The sequence below is a fragment of the Edaphosphingomonas haloaromaticamans genome (assembly GCF_001853345.1).
In the GTDB taxonomy this organism is placed as follows: Bacteria; Pseudomonadota; Alphaproteobacteria; order Sphingomonadales; family Sphingomonadaceae; genus Sphingomonas_E; species Sphingomonas_E fennica.
Genome location: NZ_MIPT01000001.1, coordinates 3,602,982 through 3,620,683 on the forward strand (window position 1 = coordinate 3,602,982; position 17,702 = coordinate 3,620,683).

At 68.5% G+C, this 17,702-nt stretch carries 11 protein-coding genes; 2 read left to right on the forward strand and 9 right to left on the reverse strand.

Going from position 1 to position 17,702, the window contains the following annotated elements; translation table 11 throughout:
• The first annotated feature begins 51 nt into the window (after positions 1-51).
• Positions 52-1,383, forward strand: a complete 1,332-nt coding sequence (gene guaD / locus BHE75_RS16740; protein ID WP_070934535.1) for a guanine deaminase — start codon at positions 52-54, stop codon at positions 1,381-1,383.
• A gap of 10 nt (positions 1,384-1,393) precedes the next feature.
• Here guaD and BHE75_RS16745 read toward each other — a convergent pair whose 3' ends face one another.
• The 9 genes from BHE75_RS16745 to purU form a co-directional block, all read right to left on the reverse strand.
• Positions 1,394-5,599 (reverse strand): translocation/assembly module TamB domain-containing protein, encoded by a 4,206-nt coding sequence (locus BHE75_RS16745; protein WP_084653261.1) that lies wholly within the window; start codon positions 5,597-5,599, stop codon positions 1,394-1,396.
• Entirely contained in the window at positions 5,599-7,695 is a 2,097-nt protein-coding gene (locus tag BHE75_RS16750; protein WP_084653263.1) for a BamA/TamA family outer membrane protein, read from the reverse strand. The genes BHE75_RS16745 and BHE75_RS16750 overlap by 1 nt, the downstream gene beginning before the upstream one ends.
• A 160-nt stretch (positions 7,696-7,855) precedes the next feature.
• A complete protein-coding gene (locus BHE75_RS16755; RefSeq protein ID WP_070934537.1) occupies positions 7,856-8,623 on the reverse strand; it encodes an enoyl-CoA hydratase-related protein in 768 nt (255 codons plus the stop codon).
• On the reverse strand, positions 8,623-9,897 hold the full coding sequence (locus tag BHE75_RS16760) for an acetyl-CoA hydrolase/transferase family protein (RefSeq protein ID WP_070934538.1): 1,275 nt from the start codon (positions 9,895-9,897) through the stop codon (positions 8,623-8,625). Before BHE75_RS16760 ends, BHE75_RS16755 begins: the two co-directional genes overlap by 1 nt.
• A complete protein-coding gene (locus BHE75_RS16765; RefSeq protein ID WP_070934539.1) occupies positions 9,894-10,784 on the reverse strand; it encodes an HpcH/HpaI aldolase/citrate lyase family protein in 891 nt (296 codons plus the stop codon). The genes BHE75_RS16760 and BHE75_RS16765 overlap by 4 nt, the downstream gene beginning before the upstream one ends.
• Positions 10,771-11,697, reverse strand: a complete 927-nt coding sequence (locus BHE75_RS16770; RefSeq protein ID WP_015458004.1) for a 3-keto-5-aminohexanoate cleavage protein — start codon at positions 11,695-11,697, stop codon at positions 10,771-10,773. Before BHE75_RS16770 ends, BHE75_RS16765 begins: the two co-directional genes overlap by 14 nt.
• 168 nt (positions 11,698-11,865) lie before the next feature.
• Complete coding sequence (locus tag BHE75_RS16775; protein ID WP_438830594.1) at positions 11,866-12,315, reverse strand: chemotaxis protein CheW; 450 nt, start codon at positions 12,313-12,315, stop codon at positions 11,866-11,868.
• Positions 12,316-12,336: 21 nt separating this feature from the next.
• Positions 12,337-13,854: a methyl-accepting chemotaxis protein gene (locus tag BHE75_RS16780; RefSeq protein WP_438830595.1), complete on the reverse strand. Its 1,518-nt coding sequence runs from the start codon at positions 13,852-13,854 to the stop codon at positions 12,337-12,339.
• 181 nt (positions 13,855-14,035) lie between these two features.
• Positions 14,036-14,893: a formyltetrahydrofolate deformylase gene (purU, locus tag BHE75_RS16785; RefSeq protein ID WP_070934542.1), complete on the reverse strand. Its 858-nt coding sequence runs from the start codon at positions 14,891-14,893 to the stop codon at positions 14,036-14,038.
• 426 nt (positions 14,894-15,319) lie between these two features.
• On the opposite strand from purU, the gene BHE75_RS16790 reads away from it, so the two are divergent.
• Entirely contained in the window at positions 15,320-17,689 is a 2,370-nt protein-coding gene (locus BHE75_RS16790) for a TonB-dependent receptor (RefSeq protein ID WP_015458008.1), read from the forward strand.
• The last annotated feature ends 13 nt before the right edge of the window (positions 17,690-17,702 follow it).

A 17,702-nucleotide genomic window follows, 5' to 3' on the forward strand; every position in this document is an offset into this window, starting at 1 on the left:
GTTTATTCCATCGGCGATGCGAAAAGAGCCAAACCATCGGAAAGGCATGGCATGACGAGCCCGCGATCCAACCCCGCCACCGTGCTGCGCGGCCCGATGGTCTATCTGGTCGACGATCCGTTCCTGACCGATCCGGCGAGCGCCTTCGTGCACGAGCCCGACGGGGTGGTGATCTGCCGCGACGGCCTGATCGAGGCGGCCGGCCCCTATGACGCGCTGCGGGACGGGATTCCGGCGGATGCGGCGATCCACCATTATCCCGACGGGCTGATCTGCCCCGGCTTCATCGACACCCACGTCCATTATGTGCAGACCGGGATCATCGGCGCCTTCGGCCGGCAGCTGCTGGACTGGCTGAACGAATATACCTTCGTCGCCGAACAGGCCTTCGCCGATCCCGCTTATGCGGCGACGGTGGCCGGTATCTTCTGCGACGAGCTGCTGCGCAACGGCACCACCAGCGCGCTGGTGTTCGCCGCCGTCTATCCCCAATCGGTCGATGCGCTGTTCGAGGAGGCCGGGCGGCGGAACATGCGGCTGATCGCCGGCAAGGTGATGATGGATCGCAACGCGCCCGCAGCACTGCTCGATACCGCGCAATCGGCCTATGATGACTCGCTGGCCCTGCTGGAGCGCTGGCACGGGCGCGATCGATTGCTCTACGCCATCACCCCGCGCTTCGCGGCGACGAGCACGCCGGCGCAGCTGGAAGCGGCCGGCGCCCTGTGGCGCGCGCATCCCGACGCCTTCGTCCACACCCATATCTCCGAGAATATGGGCGAGATCGATTGGGTGCGGCGGCTTTTCCCCGAACGGGCCGGCTATCTCGACATCTACGACCATTATGGCCTGGTGGGCCGCCGGACGATGCTGGCCCATGGCGTGCACCTGACCGAGGCGGAGTTCGGCTGCTGCCACGAACGCGCCGCCGCCATCGCCCATTGCCCGACGTCCAACCTGTTCCTGGGCAGCGGGCTGTTCCGCATCGATGCCGCCAAGGACCCGGCGCGGCCGGTGCATGTCGGCCTGGGGAGCGATATCGGCGCGGGGACCAGCTTCTCCCTGCTGGCGACGGCGGGTGAGGCCTATAAGGTGGCGCAGCTGAACGGCTTCGCGCTCGATGCCGTCCGCGCGCTGTTCCTGGCGACGCTCGGCGGTGCCCGCGCGCTGGGGCTGGACGATCGGATCGGGACGATCCGGGCGGGCCATGAGGCCGATCTGGTGGTGCTCGATCCCAGGGCGACGCCGCTGCTCGCCTTCCGCACCGAACGCGCGCGTTCGATCGAGGAGATATTGTTCGTGCTGATGACGCTGGGCGACGACCGGGCGGTGCGGGCGACCTATGTGGCCGGCCGGATCGCCCATGCCCGCGACGGGGCGTGACGATCCGCCTTCAATATTGCTTGGAGTAGCGCACCGTCACCGCCGGCCCGGTGACGCCGCCGGCCTGGCTCAGGATGCTGAGAGCGCGGGTGAGAGCAATGGTGAGCTGGGTCTGGGTGAAGCCCTTCGCGTCGGTCACCACCTCCACATAGATGTTGTTGGAAATATATTTGCCCGCCGCGATCGATGTGCCGCGCCCGGTGCTGTCGTCGGCGCCCAGCAGGCGCAGGCGATCGAGCCCGGTGGCCCCGCGCAGCTTGCCGACGGGGTTGAGGCCGCCCCCGCCGCCGCGCAGCGAATTGAGCGCGGCGGCAAGCTGCACGCCCTGGATCGGCGTGAGCGAATCGAGCGAGGTGCCGAACAGCAGCCGCGACAGCACCTCATCCTGCGGCAGCGCGGGGGTGGAGGTGAAGGTGAATTGCGGATGCTGCGCGTTGCCGCCGATCTTGATGATCGCCGCGACGTCGTCGATCGTCGTGCTGGCGGTGATATCCAGATCGGGTTCCAGCAGCGGGCCGTTGAACCGGATCGTGCTGGCATCGTCCAGCTGCAGCTCGCGCCCGGCGAAGCTGTAGGTGCCGCGCACCACCTGCAGCCGGCCGATCACCGAGGGCTGGCCGGTGGTGCCGCCGATCCGCATGCTGGTGCGCCATTCGGATTCCAGCCCCATGCCCGATACGAAAAGCTGGTTGTCGGCCCGCAAGCGGATATCGAGCTTCCAGTTGCTGGGCGCCGGCCCTTCCTGCGCCACCGGCGGCGGGGCGCCCTTGCGGCGGACGCCGGTGAGGTCGGATATCTGGGCGCTGTCGTCCCGCACGATCTGGTAGCGCGCCTCGTGCAGGTTGAGATCGCCCTTGATCAGCCCGCCCGCCGCCTGCGAATTGGTGACGGCCAGCGTGCCCGAGACGCTGGCGCCCAAAGCATCCGACTTGGCGAGCTGGGCATGATCCAGCGTGGCGTTGAGATCGATGGGATAGCCGCCGGCCGCATCGAAGCCGACGAAACCGGAAGCCTTGATCGTCCCGCTGCCCGCCTTGCCGGTGAGGCTGGCGAGCTGGAAGCGGGACTGGTTGAAGCGCCCGTCGATCGCGATGCCGCTGATGGTGGTGCCGAACGCATCATTCTCGTAACGGAGCTGGTTCGCGCGGATCACGCCCGTCAACTGGGGCTGATCGACCCGGCCGGCGAAATCGGCGCCGATCGCGATCGGCCCCGAAAGCGTCTGCCCGCTGATCCCGGTCAAGGTCCACAGCACCTCGGCCGGGCCGTTATAGCGGACCCCGCCGGAAAGCGGCGCCGCCATCAGCCGCGAGGCCCAGTCCGCGCCGGGCGCCACCGGCCCCAGCTTCGCCTGCAGGCGGCCGACGGTGCCGGCCCCCCGCCGGATCAGCGCGCGCACATCGCCGCCGGCATCGCCCAGCGTGCCGAGCATCGCGATATCGACCGGATCGGAAACGACCAGCGCGCCGCTGCGGGTGAAGCCGGCAATGTCGATCCGCGCGCGCGCTTCGGGCAGGGCATCGCCGCGCATCGCCACATCGATGGTGCCGCTGGCCTTGCCGCCGAGGCCGAGCGTGGGCGCGAAAGCCTGCGCGATGGCGAGATCGACGCCATCCAGCACGATATGCCCGCGCGTGCTGGCGCCGTAACGCCCATCCACGCGCACCTGCCCCTGCGGCAGGACGACCGTGGCGGGCTGGAGCACATAATCCGCGCCTTCCTTCGTCACCACGGCGGGGTTCGCCAGCCGGAAGGCGATGCCGTTGGCCGATCCCTTCGCATTGGCGAGGATGCGATCCGGCGTGAAGGCGGCCTGCGCCGCCACGTCGAAAGGCACGCCGCTGGAGCCGGAGGCGGTGAGGCCGAGCTGCCCGCGCCCATCCTGATAATTGATCCGCGCCCGCGCCGAACGGACCAGCAGGCTGCCCTGCCGGACATCGACCAACGCGGCCGACCCGTTGATCGACGGCCCCTTGGGCAGCATCACCAGCGTGCCCCGGATCAGGCCCGATCCGATGGTGATCGGCGGCGTGCCCGGCAGGCGCGCGCCATTGGCGGTGAGATCGAGATCGGCCTTCTGGTTGGCGCCGGCAGCCGCCAGCACGGCCTGGCCGTTGAGGCCCGAGCCGGCGATCGCGAGCCTGCCGGCGAAGGGACCGGCGGCCGTCTGCGTGATCGCCCCCTGCACGCCGATGCCCGCCACCAGAAGCTGGCGGATATCGATCGCCAGCGGCCCCTGCCCGCTGCGGATCAGGAGATCGGCGGTGAAGGGACCGTAATCGGAGCCGCCCTTCGCCTTGACGGCATAGCCCGCCGCCGATCCGGTCAGCACCGCTTCCAGATCGGCCAGGCCGATGCCCACGCCCGGCCGGGCCGCGTTCAGCGTCACCACCGGCCGTTCCACCGTGCCCGTCGCGCGGACGCTGGCGGGGCCGTAGCTGCGGGACCAGGCATCGGCGCGGAAGCGGATCGCGCCATTGGCGGGATCATAGCCGCCCTCCCCGCCCAATATGCGGAAATCGGGCGCCGTCATGCGGAGATTGGCGATCGTCGCGCCCAGCTTCGGATCATAGCCGATATCGGCGGTGACCACGGCATTGCCGCCGAGTTGGCCGGCCAGCGCATCATTGGTGATCTTGCGGGTGAGGAGCGTGACATGCCCCTTGATGCCGAAGCCGCCGCCCGGCGCCGTCACCAGCTTCGCATCGGTGGCGAGGTTGATGCGGCCGAGCCCGGTCACGTCATAATCGTTCACCCGGCCCTTGATCGCGCCGGTATAGGTGCCCTTCGCCGGATCGGCGAGGATCAGCGCGGTGGCATCGATGCGATCGGAGCGCAGCCGCAGATTATCCGAAAGCAGCCGGCCTTCGCTGTAGGCGAGATCGCCGTCCAGCCGCAAATTGGTGACGAGCCCGCCCGCCGCCGCGTTGAGGCCGGTGACGCGGCGCGCGGTGGCGTGGACGGGGATGAGGATGCGCCTGGCATCGACCACCGCCTTGCCTTCGGCCACCAGAGCCTCCACCCCCGTGGTGCCGAAGGCGAGCGAGGCGGCCGACAGCCGGTAGGCGATGCCCGGCGTGGCGAACGGCCCGTCGAGCGTGGCGGTGAGCGCGACATCCCGGCCGGCAAGATTTTCCGCGATCGCGCCGGGGCGCAGCAGCTTCGCATCCACGCGGAGATCGCCGAAGCGGTTATTCCCGAGATCGACGCGGCCCTGCGCGCCGGCGGTGAAGGCCGGCGAGGCCAGGCGCGCCCGCAGATCGGCACGGCGCTGGTCCAGCGCGGCCGATACATCCACCTGCACCGCCGGCTGCACCAGTTGCGCCATCTGCCCGGAAAGCAGCGGCGCCGGCCGCGCATCGCCGAGCAGGCGGAAGATGCCGTCGCGCGCGGTGAGCGCGAGATCGGCGAGCGGCTGGCCGGCCAGCATGCCGGTGGCCCGGCCGTCCCACGCCTTCCAGTCGCCCTTGCCGGCCAGCGTGAAGGCCAGCGGCTTGCCGAGGCCGGCGAAGCTGTCCACGAGGCCGCCGGCGGGCGCATCCAGCTTCGCATCGATCTGGAGGCGGTTCGCGTCGGGCACCGCATCCAGGGCGAGGTGCAGCCTGTCCCCCCCGGCGACGCCGGGCGCGGCGACGGCGGCGGCATCGGCGAATATCTGGGCGCGGCGATCGGCGATGGCGGCGCGGCCCGCGATGCGGACGATGTGGCGGCGGCCGGTGACGGGCGGTTCGATGATGAAGCGATCGACCGCCAGCCGGCCCAGCGCCAGATCGATATCGGGAATGATCGGGGCGTTGGGATCGGACGGCACCGGCTTCAGCACCGGCAGCCGGCGGAGCGTGATCTCCTCCGCCGCCACCGACCGGAGATCGATCCGCGAATGGAGATAGGCGAAGGGCCGCCAGTCCACCGCGAGCGCGGGCGCGGAGAGGAAGGTGCCCTGCGTATCGCGCACCTGGAGCCCGCGCAGCACCATGCGGCCGTAGAGCGATCCGTCGATGGACGTCACCCGGACGCTGAGGCCGGATTCGGTGGTGTAGCCGCCGATCCTGTCCGCCAGGAAGCGCCGGCCCGGCCCGGTATCGAGCCCGAGTAGGATGGCGGCGCCGAGCAGCAGCAGCCCGCCGAGGCCGATCGCCGCCCAGCGCGCGATCCGGCGCCAGCGCGGCGGCGTTACGGGCGCGGGGGCGCGGGCGGGCTGATCGTCCATATCCATCAGAAAGCCTGCCCGATCGAGATATAGAGCGTGAACCGGGACTCACCCGGCCGGCGGTCGATCGGCGTCGCGAGATCCACGCGCAGCGGCCCGAAATTGGTGTAATAACGGCCGCCTATGCCGGCGCCGTAGCGCATGTGCGACAGGCCGGGCGTGGAATCCTGGCCCAGCCGGCCGGCATCGACGAACGGCACGATGCCGAAATTGCCGAAGCGATAGCGCGCCTCCAGCGCGAATTCGGTGGAGGAGAGGCCGCCGGTCGGATTGTCCTGCGCATCCTTCGGCCCGAGCTGCTGATAGCCGAAGCCGCGCACCGATCCGCCGCCGCCCACATAGATGCGCCGCGACGGCGCGATCCCTTCCAGCGAGGCGCCGACGATCGAGCTCACCATCGCCCGGCCGGCGACGACCAGCGAATCCGTGGCCGGCCAATAGCCAGTCGCCTGCCCGGACAGCCGGGCATAGCCGCGCAGCTTGCCCTGGAGCGAGGATTCGGGGCTGGCGCGGACCAGCAGCCTGTATCCCTTGCTGGGGTTCAGCAGATCATCCGACCGATCATATTGCACCTGCATGGGGAGCGCGCCGATCAGATAGTTGCGGCGCGGCCGATCGCCATCGGGGGTGAGCGCGGCCCCCTTTTCGTTGGTGCCGATGATCTCCGCGCCGTAGGACCACGACCAGCGCTTCTGCCAGAGCGGCGTGCTCTGGCGGGACCAGTTGATGCCGACGTTCACGGTGTTGGCGTTGTAGGCATCGAAATCGGACCGGCGGAAGCCCCCGGCGATCTGGAAGGTGCGATCGCGCTGGCCGGCATTGGCGCGGCGGAAGGCGACGCTGGCGCCCTGTTCCTGCGTGCCGCCGATCGCGGTGACGGTGAGCGATCCTTCGGGCGGGAAGAGGTTGCGGTGGGTCCAGCTCGCCTCCGCCTTGATGCCCTGGCCGGTGCCGTAGCCGGCCGATCCCGCCAGCACCCGCCACGGCCCCTTGCGCTGGGTGACTTCCAGATCGACGATCTCGCTGCCGTCGGGCGCCTTCTCCCCCGTCGCCACCGGCTGGACCGCGACGGTGGAGAAGATGCTGGTGGCGACGAGCGCCTGGCGCATGTCGTCCGCCAGCCGGGAATCGTAGAGCTGGCCGGGCTTGAAGCGCGGGAAGACGGACAGATGCTCGATATCGAAGATATCCTGCCCCTTGGTGCGGAACCCGCCGAACACGGAGCGCGGCCCGGCTTCGAGCGGCAGGGTGTAATCGCCGCTATGGGTGGCATCGTCGAGCAATATGTCCCGCTGGCCCACCTTGGCGAAGGGATAGCCGTGCTGGGGCAGCGCCAGCACCACCTGCGCCTCGCGGCCTTCCACCACGATCGATCGGATCGGATCGCCCGTGCGCAGGCGCAGCGCCTCGCGCGCGATGGCGGTGGGCTCGGCATCCGCGCCGGTGACGGCGATGGCGCCGAAGCTGTAGCGCGGGCCGGGCGTGGCGCTGATCGTCACCAGAAGCTCGCCCGCCTTGTCCGCCGCCGGGACGATCGAGGAGGAGGCGACGCCGTCATAATAACCTTCCGAACGCAGCAGCCGCTCGGCAAGCCCGACATCGACATTGGCGCGCGCGGCGACCTGGGCGCTGTTGGCGACATCCTTGCTGTCATTGGCGAGTGCGGAAAGGCTGCGGAAATCATCCTCCAGCCCGATCGGCTTCAGCCCTTCCACCGCGAGGCGGTAACGGATGCGGGGCGCGGCCTCGGAAGGGACGCGGGCATTGCCGGCATCGGGGGTGGGATCGAAACCGGACAGCGGCGGCAGCGGGGCGGCGAGATCGGCATCATCGGCGGCGGCGGGCGCGGGTGTCGCGGGCGCGGGCGCGGGCGCCGTGGCGGCCGGCGGGGTCCCGGCCGGAATTTCCTCCGCCTGCGGGGCCTGGATGCTGTCGAGCGGGGGCAGCGCCGCTTCGAAATCGGGATCGGCGGCGGGATCGATCGCCTGCGGGGGCGCGGGCGGCGCGGCCCATGCCGGCGCGGACAGGGCTAGAGCGAACAGGGCTAGAGCGAACAGGCAGGCGGCGACGCTGCCCCGCGCGAGGATGCGCGGCGACGGCACGGCATGGTTCGACGGCTTGCCTGACTTCCCCCCTGACACGCGGACCCCTTTAGACCTTTTGGTCGAAAACGTCGCCACATAGCAGGAGTTCCCCGCCAGCCCAGCCCCCCCGCCCGGCCGCCGGGCAGCGCCGGCAAGCCGCCTCAGGGCAGATCCGGCCTCATTCCCCCCGCCATTGCGGCTTGCGCTTTTCGGCGAAGGCGCGCGGCCCTTCCTGCGCATCGGCGCTGCGATAGGCGCGTTCCCAGGCGTGGCGCGCGGCGCGCAGCGCGGCGGTGCGGCCCATCTCGGTGGCGAGGCCCACGGTTTCCTTGCCCGCCAGCACGGACAGGGGGGCGTTCTCGACGATCTCGGCGGCGAGCGCGAGCGCCTCGGCCATCAGATCCTCCGGCTCGGCCAGCCGGTTGACCAGCCCGATCTCATAGGCGCGGGCGGCGGTGATCGGCCTGCCGGTGAGGATGATCTCCATCATGATCCGCTGCGGGATCATGTGGATCAGCGGCGCGGCCCAGGGCGATCCCCGGCCCACCTTCGCCTCGGTGATGGCGAAACGGGCGGCGGTGCTGGCGACGCAGAGGTCGCACGCCTGCGCCAGCAGCCAGCCGCCGGCGAAGGCGACGCCGTTCACCGCCGCGATCGTCGGCTTCGTCACCTCGATATTGTCGCCGGGCACGGGGAACATGCCGCGCGGCGGGACGGTGAGCCTGAGGTCGGCCATCTCCTTGAGGTCGCCGCCGGCGCAGAAGGCCTTGTCGCCCGCCGCCGTCAGGATCGCGACGCGCAGCGCCGGATCGCCCTCGAACCGGTCCCAGGCGGCGAACAGCCCTTCGCGCACCTCGCGGCCCAGCGCGTTGCGCGCATCGGGCCGGTTGATGGTGATGACGGCGATGCCATCGTCCCGCGCATCGAACAGCACCGCATCGCCCATCAATATCCCCTTCTCGCTATCTCGAACGCGGCGCGGTCCAGTTCCTCCCGGAAATCGGGGTGCGCGATGGCGACGAGCCGGCGGGCGCGTTCGGCGAGCGTCCTGCCCTTCAATTCGGCCGCGCCATATTCGGTGACGATCACGTCCGCCTCGCTGCGCGCGGTGGTGACGGGGCCGGACAGCGTCGGCACGATCCGGCTCGCCTTGCCGCCCGCCGCCGTGGCCGGCAGCGCGATGATCGATCGGCCGCCCGGCGATCGGGCGCCGGCGCGGACATAATCCACCTGCCCGCCCGTGCCGCCGATATAGGAAGCGCCGGTCTGCTCGGCATTGACCTGGCCGGTCAGGTCCACCTCGACCGCCGAGTTGATCGTGACGAGCCGGGGAATGGCCGTCAGCACCGCATCGGCATGGGTGAGCGCGGAGGAGCGCAGGCCCACCGCCGGATTGCGATCGGCGAAATCGTAGAGGCGCCGCGTGCCGATCAGCGCGCCGGTGACGGATATGCCGGTTTCGAACGGCTTCAGCGCGTTGGTGACGACGCCGGCCTCGACCAGGTCGACCAGCCCGTCGCCGATCATGCCGGAATGGACGCCCAGGTCCCGCCGGTCGCCGATCAGGCGGGTGATGGCGTCGGGCACCGCGCCGATGCCGATCTGGATCACCGATCCGTCGCCGATATAGGCGGCGGCATGGGTGGCGATGGCGAGATCCTCCGCGCCGATCGGCGCGGGCTTCACCTCGACCGGCGGGCGCGACACCTCGACCAGATAATCGATCCGGTCGCGCGGCAGCAGCGCATCGCAGGCGGTGAAGGGCACCTGATCGTTGACCTCGGCCACCACCACCCGCGCCCGGGCGACGGCGGCCTGCACATAATCGTTGATGAGGCCATAGCTGTGATTGCCGTCGGCATCGGCGGGGCTCACCTGCACGAAGGCGACGTCGCAGCCGATGACGCCGCCCTCGATCAGCGCGGCGATCTGGCCGACATGGCAGGGCACGATCCCCAGCACGCCCGCCCTGGCCAGCGTGCGCAGCGCCCCGATCGCGCCCATGCTGGATATCGCGACATGATCGGCGATGTCAGGCGTCAGCAGGCCGGAAAAGCTGGTGCCCGCGAAGGCCGAAACGCCGCCCAGCCCCGCCCGCTGGGCGATCAGCGCCTCGACCAGCGTGGTGGGCTCACCGCAGGCCTGCCCCCAGACGATATGATCCCCCGGCCGGAGGATGCGGGCCAGATCCAGGGCATCGGCCCGCAGCGTCTCCGTCATGCCGCCCCGATCCGCGCGAGCACGGCCCTTGCCCGGTTGAGGNGCGGCAGATCGAGCATCTCGCCCTTGTGGCCGATGGTGCCGAGGCCGGGATTGGCGGCGAAGAGATCGACGATCTCGCGCGCGGCCGCCACCTCCGCCTCGCTGGGGGNGAAGGCGCGGTTGATGATGTCCACCTGCGCGGGATGGATCGCCAGCATGCCGCGAAAGCCCGCCCGGCGCACATCGTTGGCCAGCGCCTCCAGCCCGGCCTCGTCGCGGAAATCGCCGTGGATCGTCTCGATCGCGGGCACGCCGGCGGCCGCCGCGCCGACCAGGCAGAGCGTGCGGGCGAGCTGATAGGGGAAGGCATAGCCGCCGTCCGGCTCGCGATTGGCGATCGCGCCGATCGCGGTGGCGATGTCCTCCGCCCCCCAGGTCATCGCCGCCAGCCGGGGCACGCCTTCATAGCTGCCGGTCGCCAGCATGCCCTGCGGCGTTTCGGTGGCGACGATGATGACGGCGGTGCTGCCGGGCGCGGTGCCGGCCGCCACCTCCAGCGCGCTCAGATAATGGTCCAGCCTCTCCACGTCCGCGCGGCCGCGCGGCTTGGGCAGCATCAGCCCGCCCGGCCGCGCGGGCATGATCGCGGCGAGATCGGCCAGCGCATGCGGGGTCTGCAGCGGATTGATCCGCACCCACAGCCGATCGCGCTGGTCCTGATTGGCGCGGAGGAAGGCGGCGACATTTTCCCGCGCGGCGGGCTTCGCCGGCTCGGCCACGGCATCCTCAAGGTCGATCAGCACGATATCGGCCGCGCCGTCGAGGGCCTTGGCCATCTTCCTTTCGCTGTCCCCCGGCGCGAAAAGCCAGGACCGCGCCGCGGCCGCCCGATCAAAAGCCGACATTGTCTCCACCCTTCAAAGCCAGAATCTGCCGTGCTTCATCGGGGGTCGCGATCTCCAGGCCAAGCCCTTCGAGAATTTTTCTGACGGTAAGCACCTGTTCGGCATTGGATTGCGCCAGGCGGCCGGGGCCGCCCCACAGATTATCCTCCAGCCCGACGCGGACATTGCCGCCCATCGCCGCCGCCATCGCCGCGATCGGCATCTGGCTGCGCCCGGCGCCCAGCACCGACCAGCGATAATTGTCGCCGAACAGCCGGTCCGCCGTGCGCTTCATGTGCATCACGTCATCGGGATGCGATCCGATGCCGCCGAGCAGGCCGAAGCAGGTCTGGATGAAGAGCGGCGCCTTAACCAGCCCTTCGGTGAAGAAATAATGGAGGTTGTAGAGGTGGCTGGTGTCGTAACATTCGAATTCGTAGCGCGCGCCCGTCTCGTTCAGGGTGCGCAGCGCATATTCGATATCCTTGAAGGAGTTGCGGAACACCAGATCGCGGCTGTTTTCCAGCATCTGGGGTTCCCAGTCATGCTTGAACTCCTTGTAGCGCCTCAGCATCGGGAACAGGCCGAAGTTCATCGATCCCATGTTGAGCGAGGCGACTTCCGGCCGCCACACCGTGGCCGGGCGGATGCGCTCGTCGATCGGCATGAAGGGCGATCCGCCGGTGGTGAGGTTCACCACCACGTCCGAACGCTGCTTGATGACGCGCAGGAACGGCTCGAACGCCTCGGGGCTCTGGTCGGGGCGGCCATCTTCGGGATTGCGGGCGTGGAGGTGGACGATCGCGGCCCCGGCCTCCGCCGCCGCCAGCGCCGCATCGGCGATCTCGGCGGGCGTCACCGGCAGATGCGGCGACATGGAAGGCGTGTGGATCGATCCCGTGACCGCACAGGTGATGATAATCTTCGCGGCCATCGCATCCTCCAAGCCCGGCCGGGTTGATCCCCGGTTCCGGGCTCGGAAAATGAACGCGATTCATCATGAAGTCCAGCCCTCGCCTGTCCGGGCATCCGGCTTTGCCGGATCATGGCCCCGGACAGGCGCCGAGGGCGCGTTTCCCGACCGGCTCCGCGCGGGCCGGGCTCAGGCGGCGAGCGGGGTTTCCTCCGGCAGCGGGCAATCGCCCGCCAGCCGATCGAGATCGAGGATCATCACCATCTCGCCCTCGATGGTGACGATTCCCTTCACCAGATCATGATCACCATCGCGGCCAAGTTCCGGCGGGGCCTGCACGTCGGCGCTGTCGATGGTGGCGATATCGCTGACGGCATCGACGATCAGGCCGTAGGGCCGATCGCCGATCTGCATCACCATCACCACATGGCGCGGCGTGGGATCGCAATCCCCCCAGCCCAGCCGGGCCGAAAGATCGATCACCGGCAGCACGATGCCCCGCAGATCGAGCACGCCGCGCACGAAGCCGGCGGCATGCGGCAGCGGCGTGGTGGGCGACCAGGCACGGATTTCCCGCGTGGCCATGATGTCGACGGCAAGGCTCTGCGCGCCGATGCGGAAGGTGATGAGCTGGCGCATCATATCCTCCTTGCCCGCGCGTCAGAAATCGGACCAGTCGCCCTGCGCCGCCGGATCGGCGGCGACGGCAAGGTTGCCGACGACGCGCCGGCGCGGCCGGGCGCGGGACCCCTGCGCCTCCGTTCCGGCAACGGGCGAAGCCACGGGCCGGGCGGGCTGCCGCTGCCGCTTTTCCTGGCCGAGGCGGAAGCGGTGGACGAGCTTGGTCAGCTCCTCCGCCTCGCTTTCCAGGCTGTGCGCGGCGGCGGTGGTCTGCTCCACCATCGCGGCATTCTGCTGGGTCATCTTGTCCATGTCCGCGACGGCGTTGTTCACCTGCAGCATGTTGGCCGCCTGGGTTTCGGCCGAGGCCGAGATTTCGCTGGCGAGCGCGGCGATCTCCGCCACCTTGGTGACGATCCGTTCCAGCGCCTGGCCAGTCTGGCCGACGAGATGGACCCCGGATTCGACCTGCTTGGAGCTGCTGTCGATCAGGCCCTTGATGTCCTTGGCGGCATCGGCCGATCGCTGGGCGAGCGCGCGGACCTCGTTCGCCACGACGGCGAAGCCCTTGCCGGCATCACCCGCGCGCGCCGCCTCCACGCCCGCATTGAGCGCGAGCAGGTTGGTCTGGAAGGCGATGCCGTCGATCACGCCGATGATCTGGGCGATTTCCTGCGCGGACCGCTCGATCCCGTCCATCGCCTCGATCGCCTCGCGGACGACGCGGCCGCCTTCGGTCGCGTCGGTCTGCGCCTCGCCCACCGACGTATAGACATGGCCGGCGCCCTCGGCGGTTTCGCGCACCGATGCGGTGATCCGGTCCATCGCGGCGGCCGTCTCCTCAAGCGAGGCGGCCTGCTGCTCGGTCCGGCGGGAAAGATCGCTGGCGGCCTGGCTGATTTCGGTGGCGCCGGTGTTGATGCCGTCGGCGGTTTCGGAAACCTGGAGCAGCGTGTCGCGCATCCGTTCCCGCATCGAGTTGAAATCCTCCACCAGCTTGGCGAAGCTTTCGGGCAGGCCGGTGAGCTCAACGCTGAAATCGCCCTGCGCCAGCCGGTCCATCGCCTCGCCGACCTGGCCGATCACGGCCATCCGATCGGCATCGGCGGCGCGGAAATATGCGGAGAGCGCGATATCCATGTCGATCATCGCGCATTTCACCAGCGTGCCGATCACCCGCGACATCTGCCGCCCGCCGAGCCGGCTGAGCGGCGAGCCGGTGAGCAGGCTGCCGATCATCTGTTCCAGCACCAGCGCATAGCCGCCGATATACCAGGTCGGCTCCAGCCCGATGCGGGCGTGGATGTGGCCGATCTTCTCCGCCTTGGCGAAATAATCCCCATCGAGGCGGCGGGCGAACATGCCGCGCCAGTGATCGAGCTGCTTCGCCTTCGCGTGGTTCATCATCGCCGTCGACGAGAAGAAGGCCGCCGCCTCGGGCGTTTCCTGCACCTTCCTGTAGAAGCGGTCGAGCGCGGCCGGCGCCGCCTTCTCCACGGCGCGGGCGATCGCGGGGAAGGCATCGTAATTGGCCTGATCTAGATCGAAGAAGTTCACGCGACTCTCAATTCCGTGGTTCGTCTGATCCGGCTGCATCGGCTCTCCTCCATCGCGAAACGCACGAAACGCTACACAAGCAAGAAGACACGCAAACCGGTTAACATCGCGCAAGGCGCATGCTTGACTTATAGTACGGAATTTCCGCCAAACCGGCGGCGGCGGCGGAATTTTGCGCTGGTCAGTCCCGGAAGACGACGGTGGTGGCGCCGTTCAGGATCGCCCGCCCCTCGATATGGAAAGCGACCGCGCGGGCGAGCACGCGGCGCTCGATATCGCGGCCCTTGCGGACGAGGTCCTCAGGCATGTCGGCATGGCTCACCCGCTCCACGTCCTGCTCGATGATCGGCCCTTCGTCGAGATCGGCGGTGACGTAGTGCGCGGTCGCGCCGATCAGCTTCACGCCGCGGGCATGGGCCTGGTGATAGGGCTTGGCGCCCTTGAAGCCCGGCAGGAAGCTGTGGTGGATGTTGATGCAGCGGCCGGAAAGCCAGGCGGCGAGATCGTCCGACAATATCTGCATGTAGCGCGCCAGCACGACCAGGTCGGCGCGGGTCTCGGTCACGACCGCCTTGATCCGGGCCTCCTGCTCCGCCTTGGTGGCGGCGGTGACGGGCAGATGGTGGAAGGGGATGCCTTCGAGATCGGAGGTGCGGAAGGTTTCGCGCGGATGGTTGGAGACGATGCCGACCACGTCCATCGGCAGCTCGCCGATCCGCCAGCGATAGAGCAGATCGACCAGGCAGTGATCGAATTTGGAGACGAGCAGCAGCACGCGCTGGCGATCGTTGCGGGCGCGCAGCCGCCATTCCATGCCCAGCGCATCGGCGATCACGGCGAAGTCGCGTTCCAGCGCCGCCACGTCGCGGGTGGGCGGCAGGGTGAAGACCACGCGCATGAAGAAGCGGTCGGTGGCGGCGTCGTCGAACTGGTTCGCCTCGCGGATGTCGCCGCCATGGGCGTGGAGCGCGGTGGAGACGCGGGCGACGATGCCGGGCTGGTTGCGGCAGGAAAGGGTGAGCAGGAAGCTGTCCGTCATGGCCGCGCCCTAATGGCAAAGGCGCGGCCGCTTATCCAGCGGATGTTGCGCATCCGGGCGGACCGGCGATCCGGGCGCGATGGCGGCCCCGGCCGATTTATGATTTAGCGACATTCTGACGAATGAAGGACCATGCATGGCAAATGCGGGATCAGCCTCTCGCCTTGGCCGGATGAATTACGATACACGAGGTCCGAAAATAAAAATGACCATCTGCATGGTTCGGGTAGCGAGAGGATTCGCAAAATGAATCGCATTTCCACTTTAGTGGTGCTTTTGCGCATTCGCCGCGAATCCGGCGCCCGTGGTGGAGCGCCTATGCGCTAGGCCGCCCGGCACCCCGCCGGAAACAGACCCAATCGCGAAACAAGAATGCCGGCCCCGACCGGACAACACCGCTTTTCGGGACTTCAGGAGAGGAAGAGAATGAGGATTGCCTATCTGGCCGCCGCATCGGCGCTGGCCATGGCCGCGAACGCGGCCGCCATCATCCCCGCCATGGCGCAGGACGCCGCCGCCGACGGCAGCGGCGGCGGGCTCGAGGACATCGTCGTCACCGCGCAGCGCCGCGAGGAAAATCTGCAGAAGGTGCCGGTGGCGGTGACCGCGCTCAGTTCCGAAGCACTGGACAATGCCCGTGTCGTCAACGTCGCGGCGCTGAGCGGCTATGCCCCCAACCTGCAGGTGACGAGCCAGGGCCAGCAATCCATCCCGCTGTTCCAGATCCGCGGCATCGCATCGGGCGCATCGAACAACGCGGTCGATCCCAAGGTGGGCGTGTATCTGGACGGCGTCTATATCGGCCGTTCGGTGGGCGCGATCTTCGACCTCGCCGATCTGCAGCGCGTGGAAGTGCTGCGCGGCCCGCAGGGCACGCTGTTCGGCCGCAACTCCACCGGCGGCGCGGTGAGCCTGATCAGCGCCAACCCGACCGGCGAGTTCGGCGTGCGCCAGCAGCTTTCCTACGGCAATTACAACGCCATGCGATCGCGCACCGTGGTCGACCTGCCCGCGCTCGGCCCGCTGAGCGTGAAGCTCGCCTATCTGCATGACGAGATGGAGGGCGATACCGACAATCTGATCGCCGGCAAGACGCTGGACTTCAGCCAGATCCGCCCGGATTTCGGCACGCTGAAATATGCCAAGCGGCTGGGCGGCAAGAATGTCGACGCCTTCCAGCTCGCGGCGCGCGTGGATGCTTCGGACGACCTGAAGATCGATTATCATTTCGATTACACCGATTCCCGGACGAGCGGGCGCGCGGTGCAGTATCTCGGCTCGCCGGCCGGCGGCGCGGGCGTGCTGGCCGGCGTGGTGGTGGGCTTCCAGCCCCTGACCGGCGGCATCGTCAACGCGGGCAAGAAGCAGCTCGACGCGGTGGCCAACGCCACCAGCAGCGAGCATGTGATCACCCAGGGCCATAACCTGACCGCGACCTGGGACGTGAGCGACGTGCTGACGGTGAAGAGCATCACCGCCTATCGCAAGTTCCACCAGAAGCCGAATACCTACGACCTGTCGTCGAGCGGCGGCCTGCGCTTCAGCGGCGCGCAGCTTGGTGCGCTGCTGCAGAACGATATCCCCGGCATATTCGACGACGCCAATCAGCCCGGCCCGAACGACAGCTTCTTCGCGCTGCTGACCGCGCGCGAGACGAAGCAGAAGCAGTTCACCCAGGAAACCCAGTTCCTGTTCAACTGGGACCGGTTCGACCTGACGTCCGGCCTGTTCTATTTCCACGAAAATTCGCCGTCCACCGATGTGCTGGGCGTGATGCTGCCGGTGGCGAACGGCGTGGTGACGGCGACGCCGTTCGACGCGATCTTCGGCAACGGCGTGACGGAGACCCGCGCGGTCAACGACTCCATGGCCGGCTATGCCCAGCTCACCTGGCACGCCACCGACCAGTTCGACCTCGCCTTCGGCGGCCGCTACACGATCGACGATCGTTCGACCGACCTGATCAGCGTTTCCTCCGCGCAGGGCGGCGGGCTGGCGGCGGGCCAGACCTACAAGACCAGCTACAAGCGGTTCAACTATACCGCGATCGCCACCTATCGGCCGACCGACGACGTCACCACCTATGCCAAGGTCGCGACCGGCTATGTCGCCGGCGGCATCCTGGGCGCCATCCCCTACGACCCGGAAAAGCTGATCAGCTACGAAGCGGGCGTGAAATCGCAGCTGTTCGGCAACCGCCTGCGCGCCAACCTGGCCGCCTTCTATTCCGATTATAAGGACATGCAGGTCCAATCCTTCGAAAATGGCGTGCAGGCGTTCCGCAATGCCGGCAAGGCCCGGATCTGGGGCGTGGAAGGCGAGTTCGAGGCGGTGCCGCTGGACGGCCTGACGCTGAACGCCAATTTCGGCTACACCAATTTCAAATATAAGGAATATATCCAGAACGGCATCGACCGGAGCGACGAGATCCGCCCGACCTACACGCCGAAATGGACCGCGCGGCTGGGCGGCCAATATGACTTCCCGGAAATGGCGAACGGCGGCAATTTCTACGTCGCGCTGGATTCCCGCTATCGTTCGGGCGCGGTGATAACGGAATTCTCGTCCGGGATCCCGGAGCTCGACCGGCTTTCCTACGTGAAGAAATATATCCTGGCCGATGCCCGCGCCGGCATCGCCTCGCTGCCGATCAGGGGCACCGAGATCGGCATTTCGGGCTGGGTGAAGAATGTCTTCAACGTCAACCGCGCGCCCTTCGGCCCCGAAGCCATCACCCAGGTGACGATCCCCGATCGCGGCCGCACCTATGGCATCGATCTGTCGCTGAAGTTCTGATCGACGGAACGGC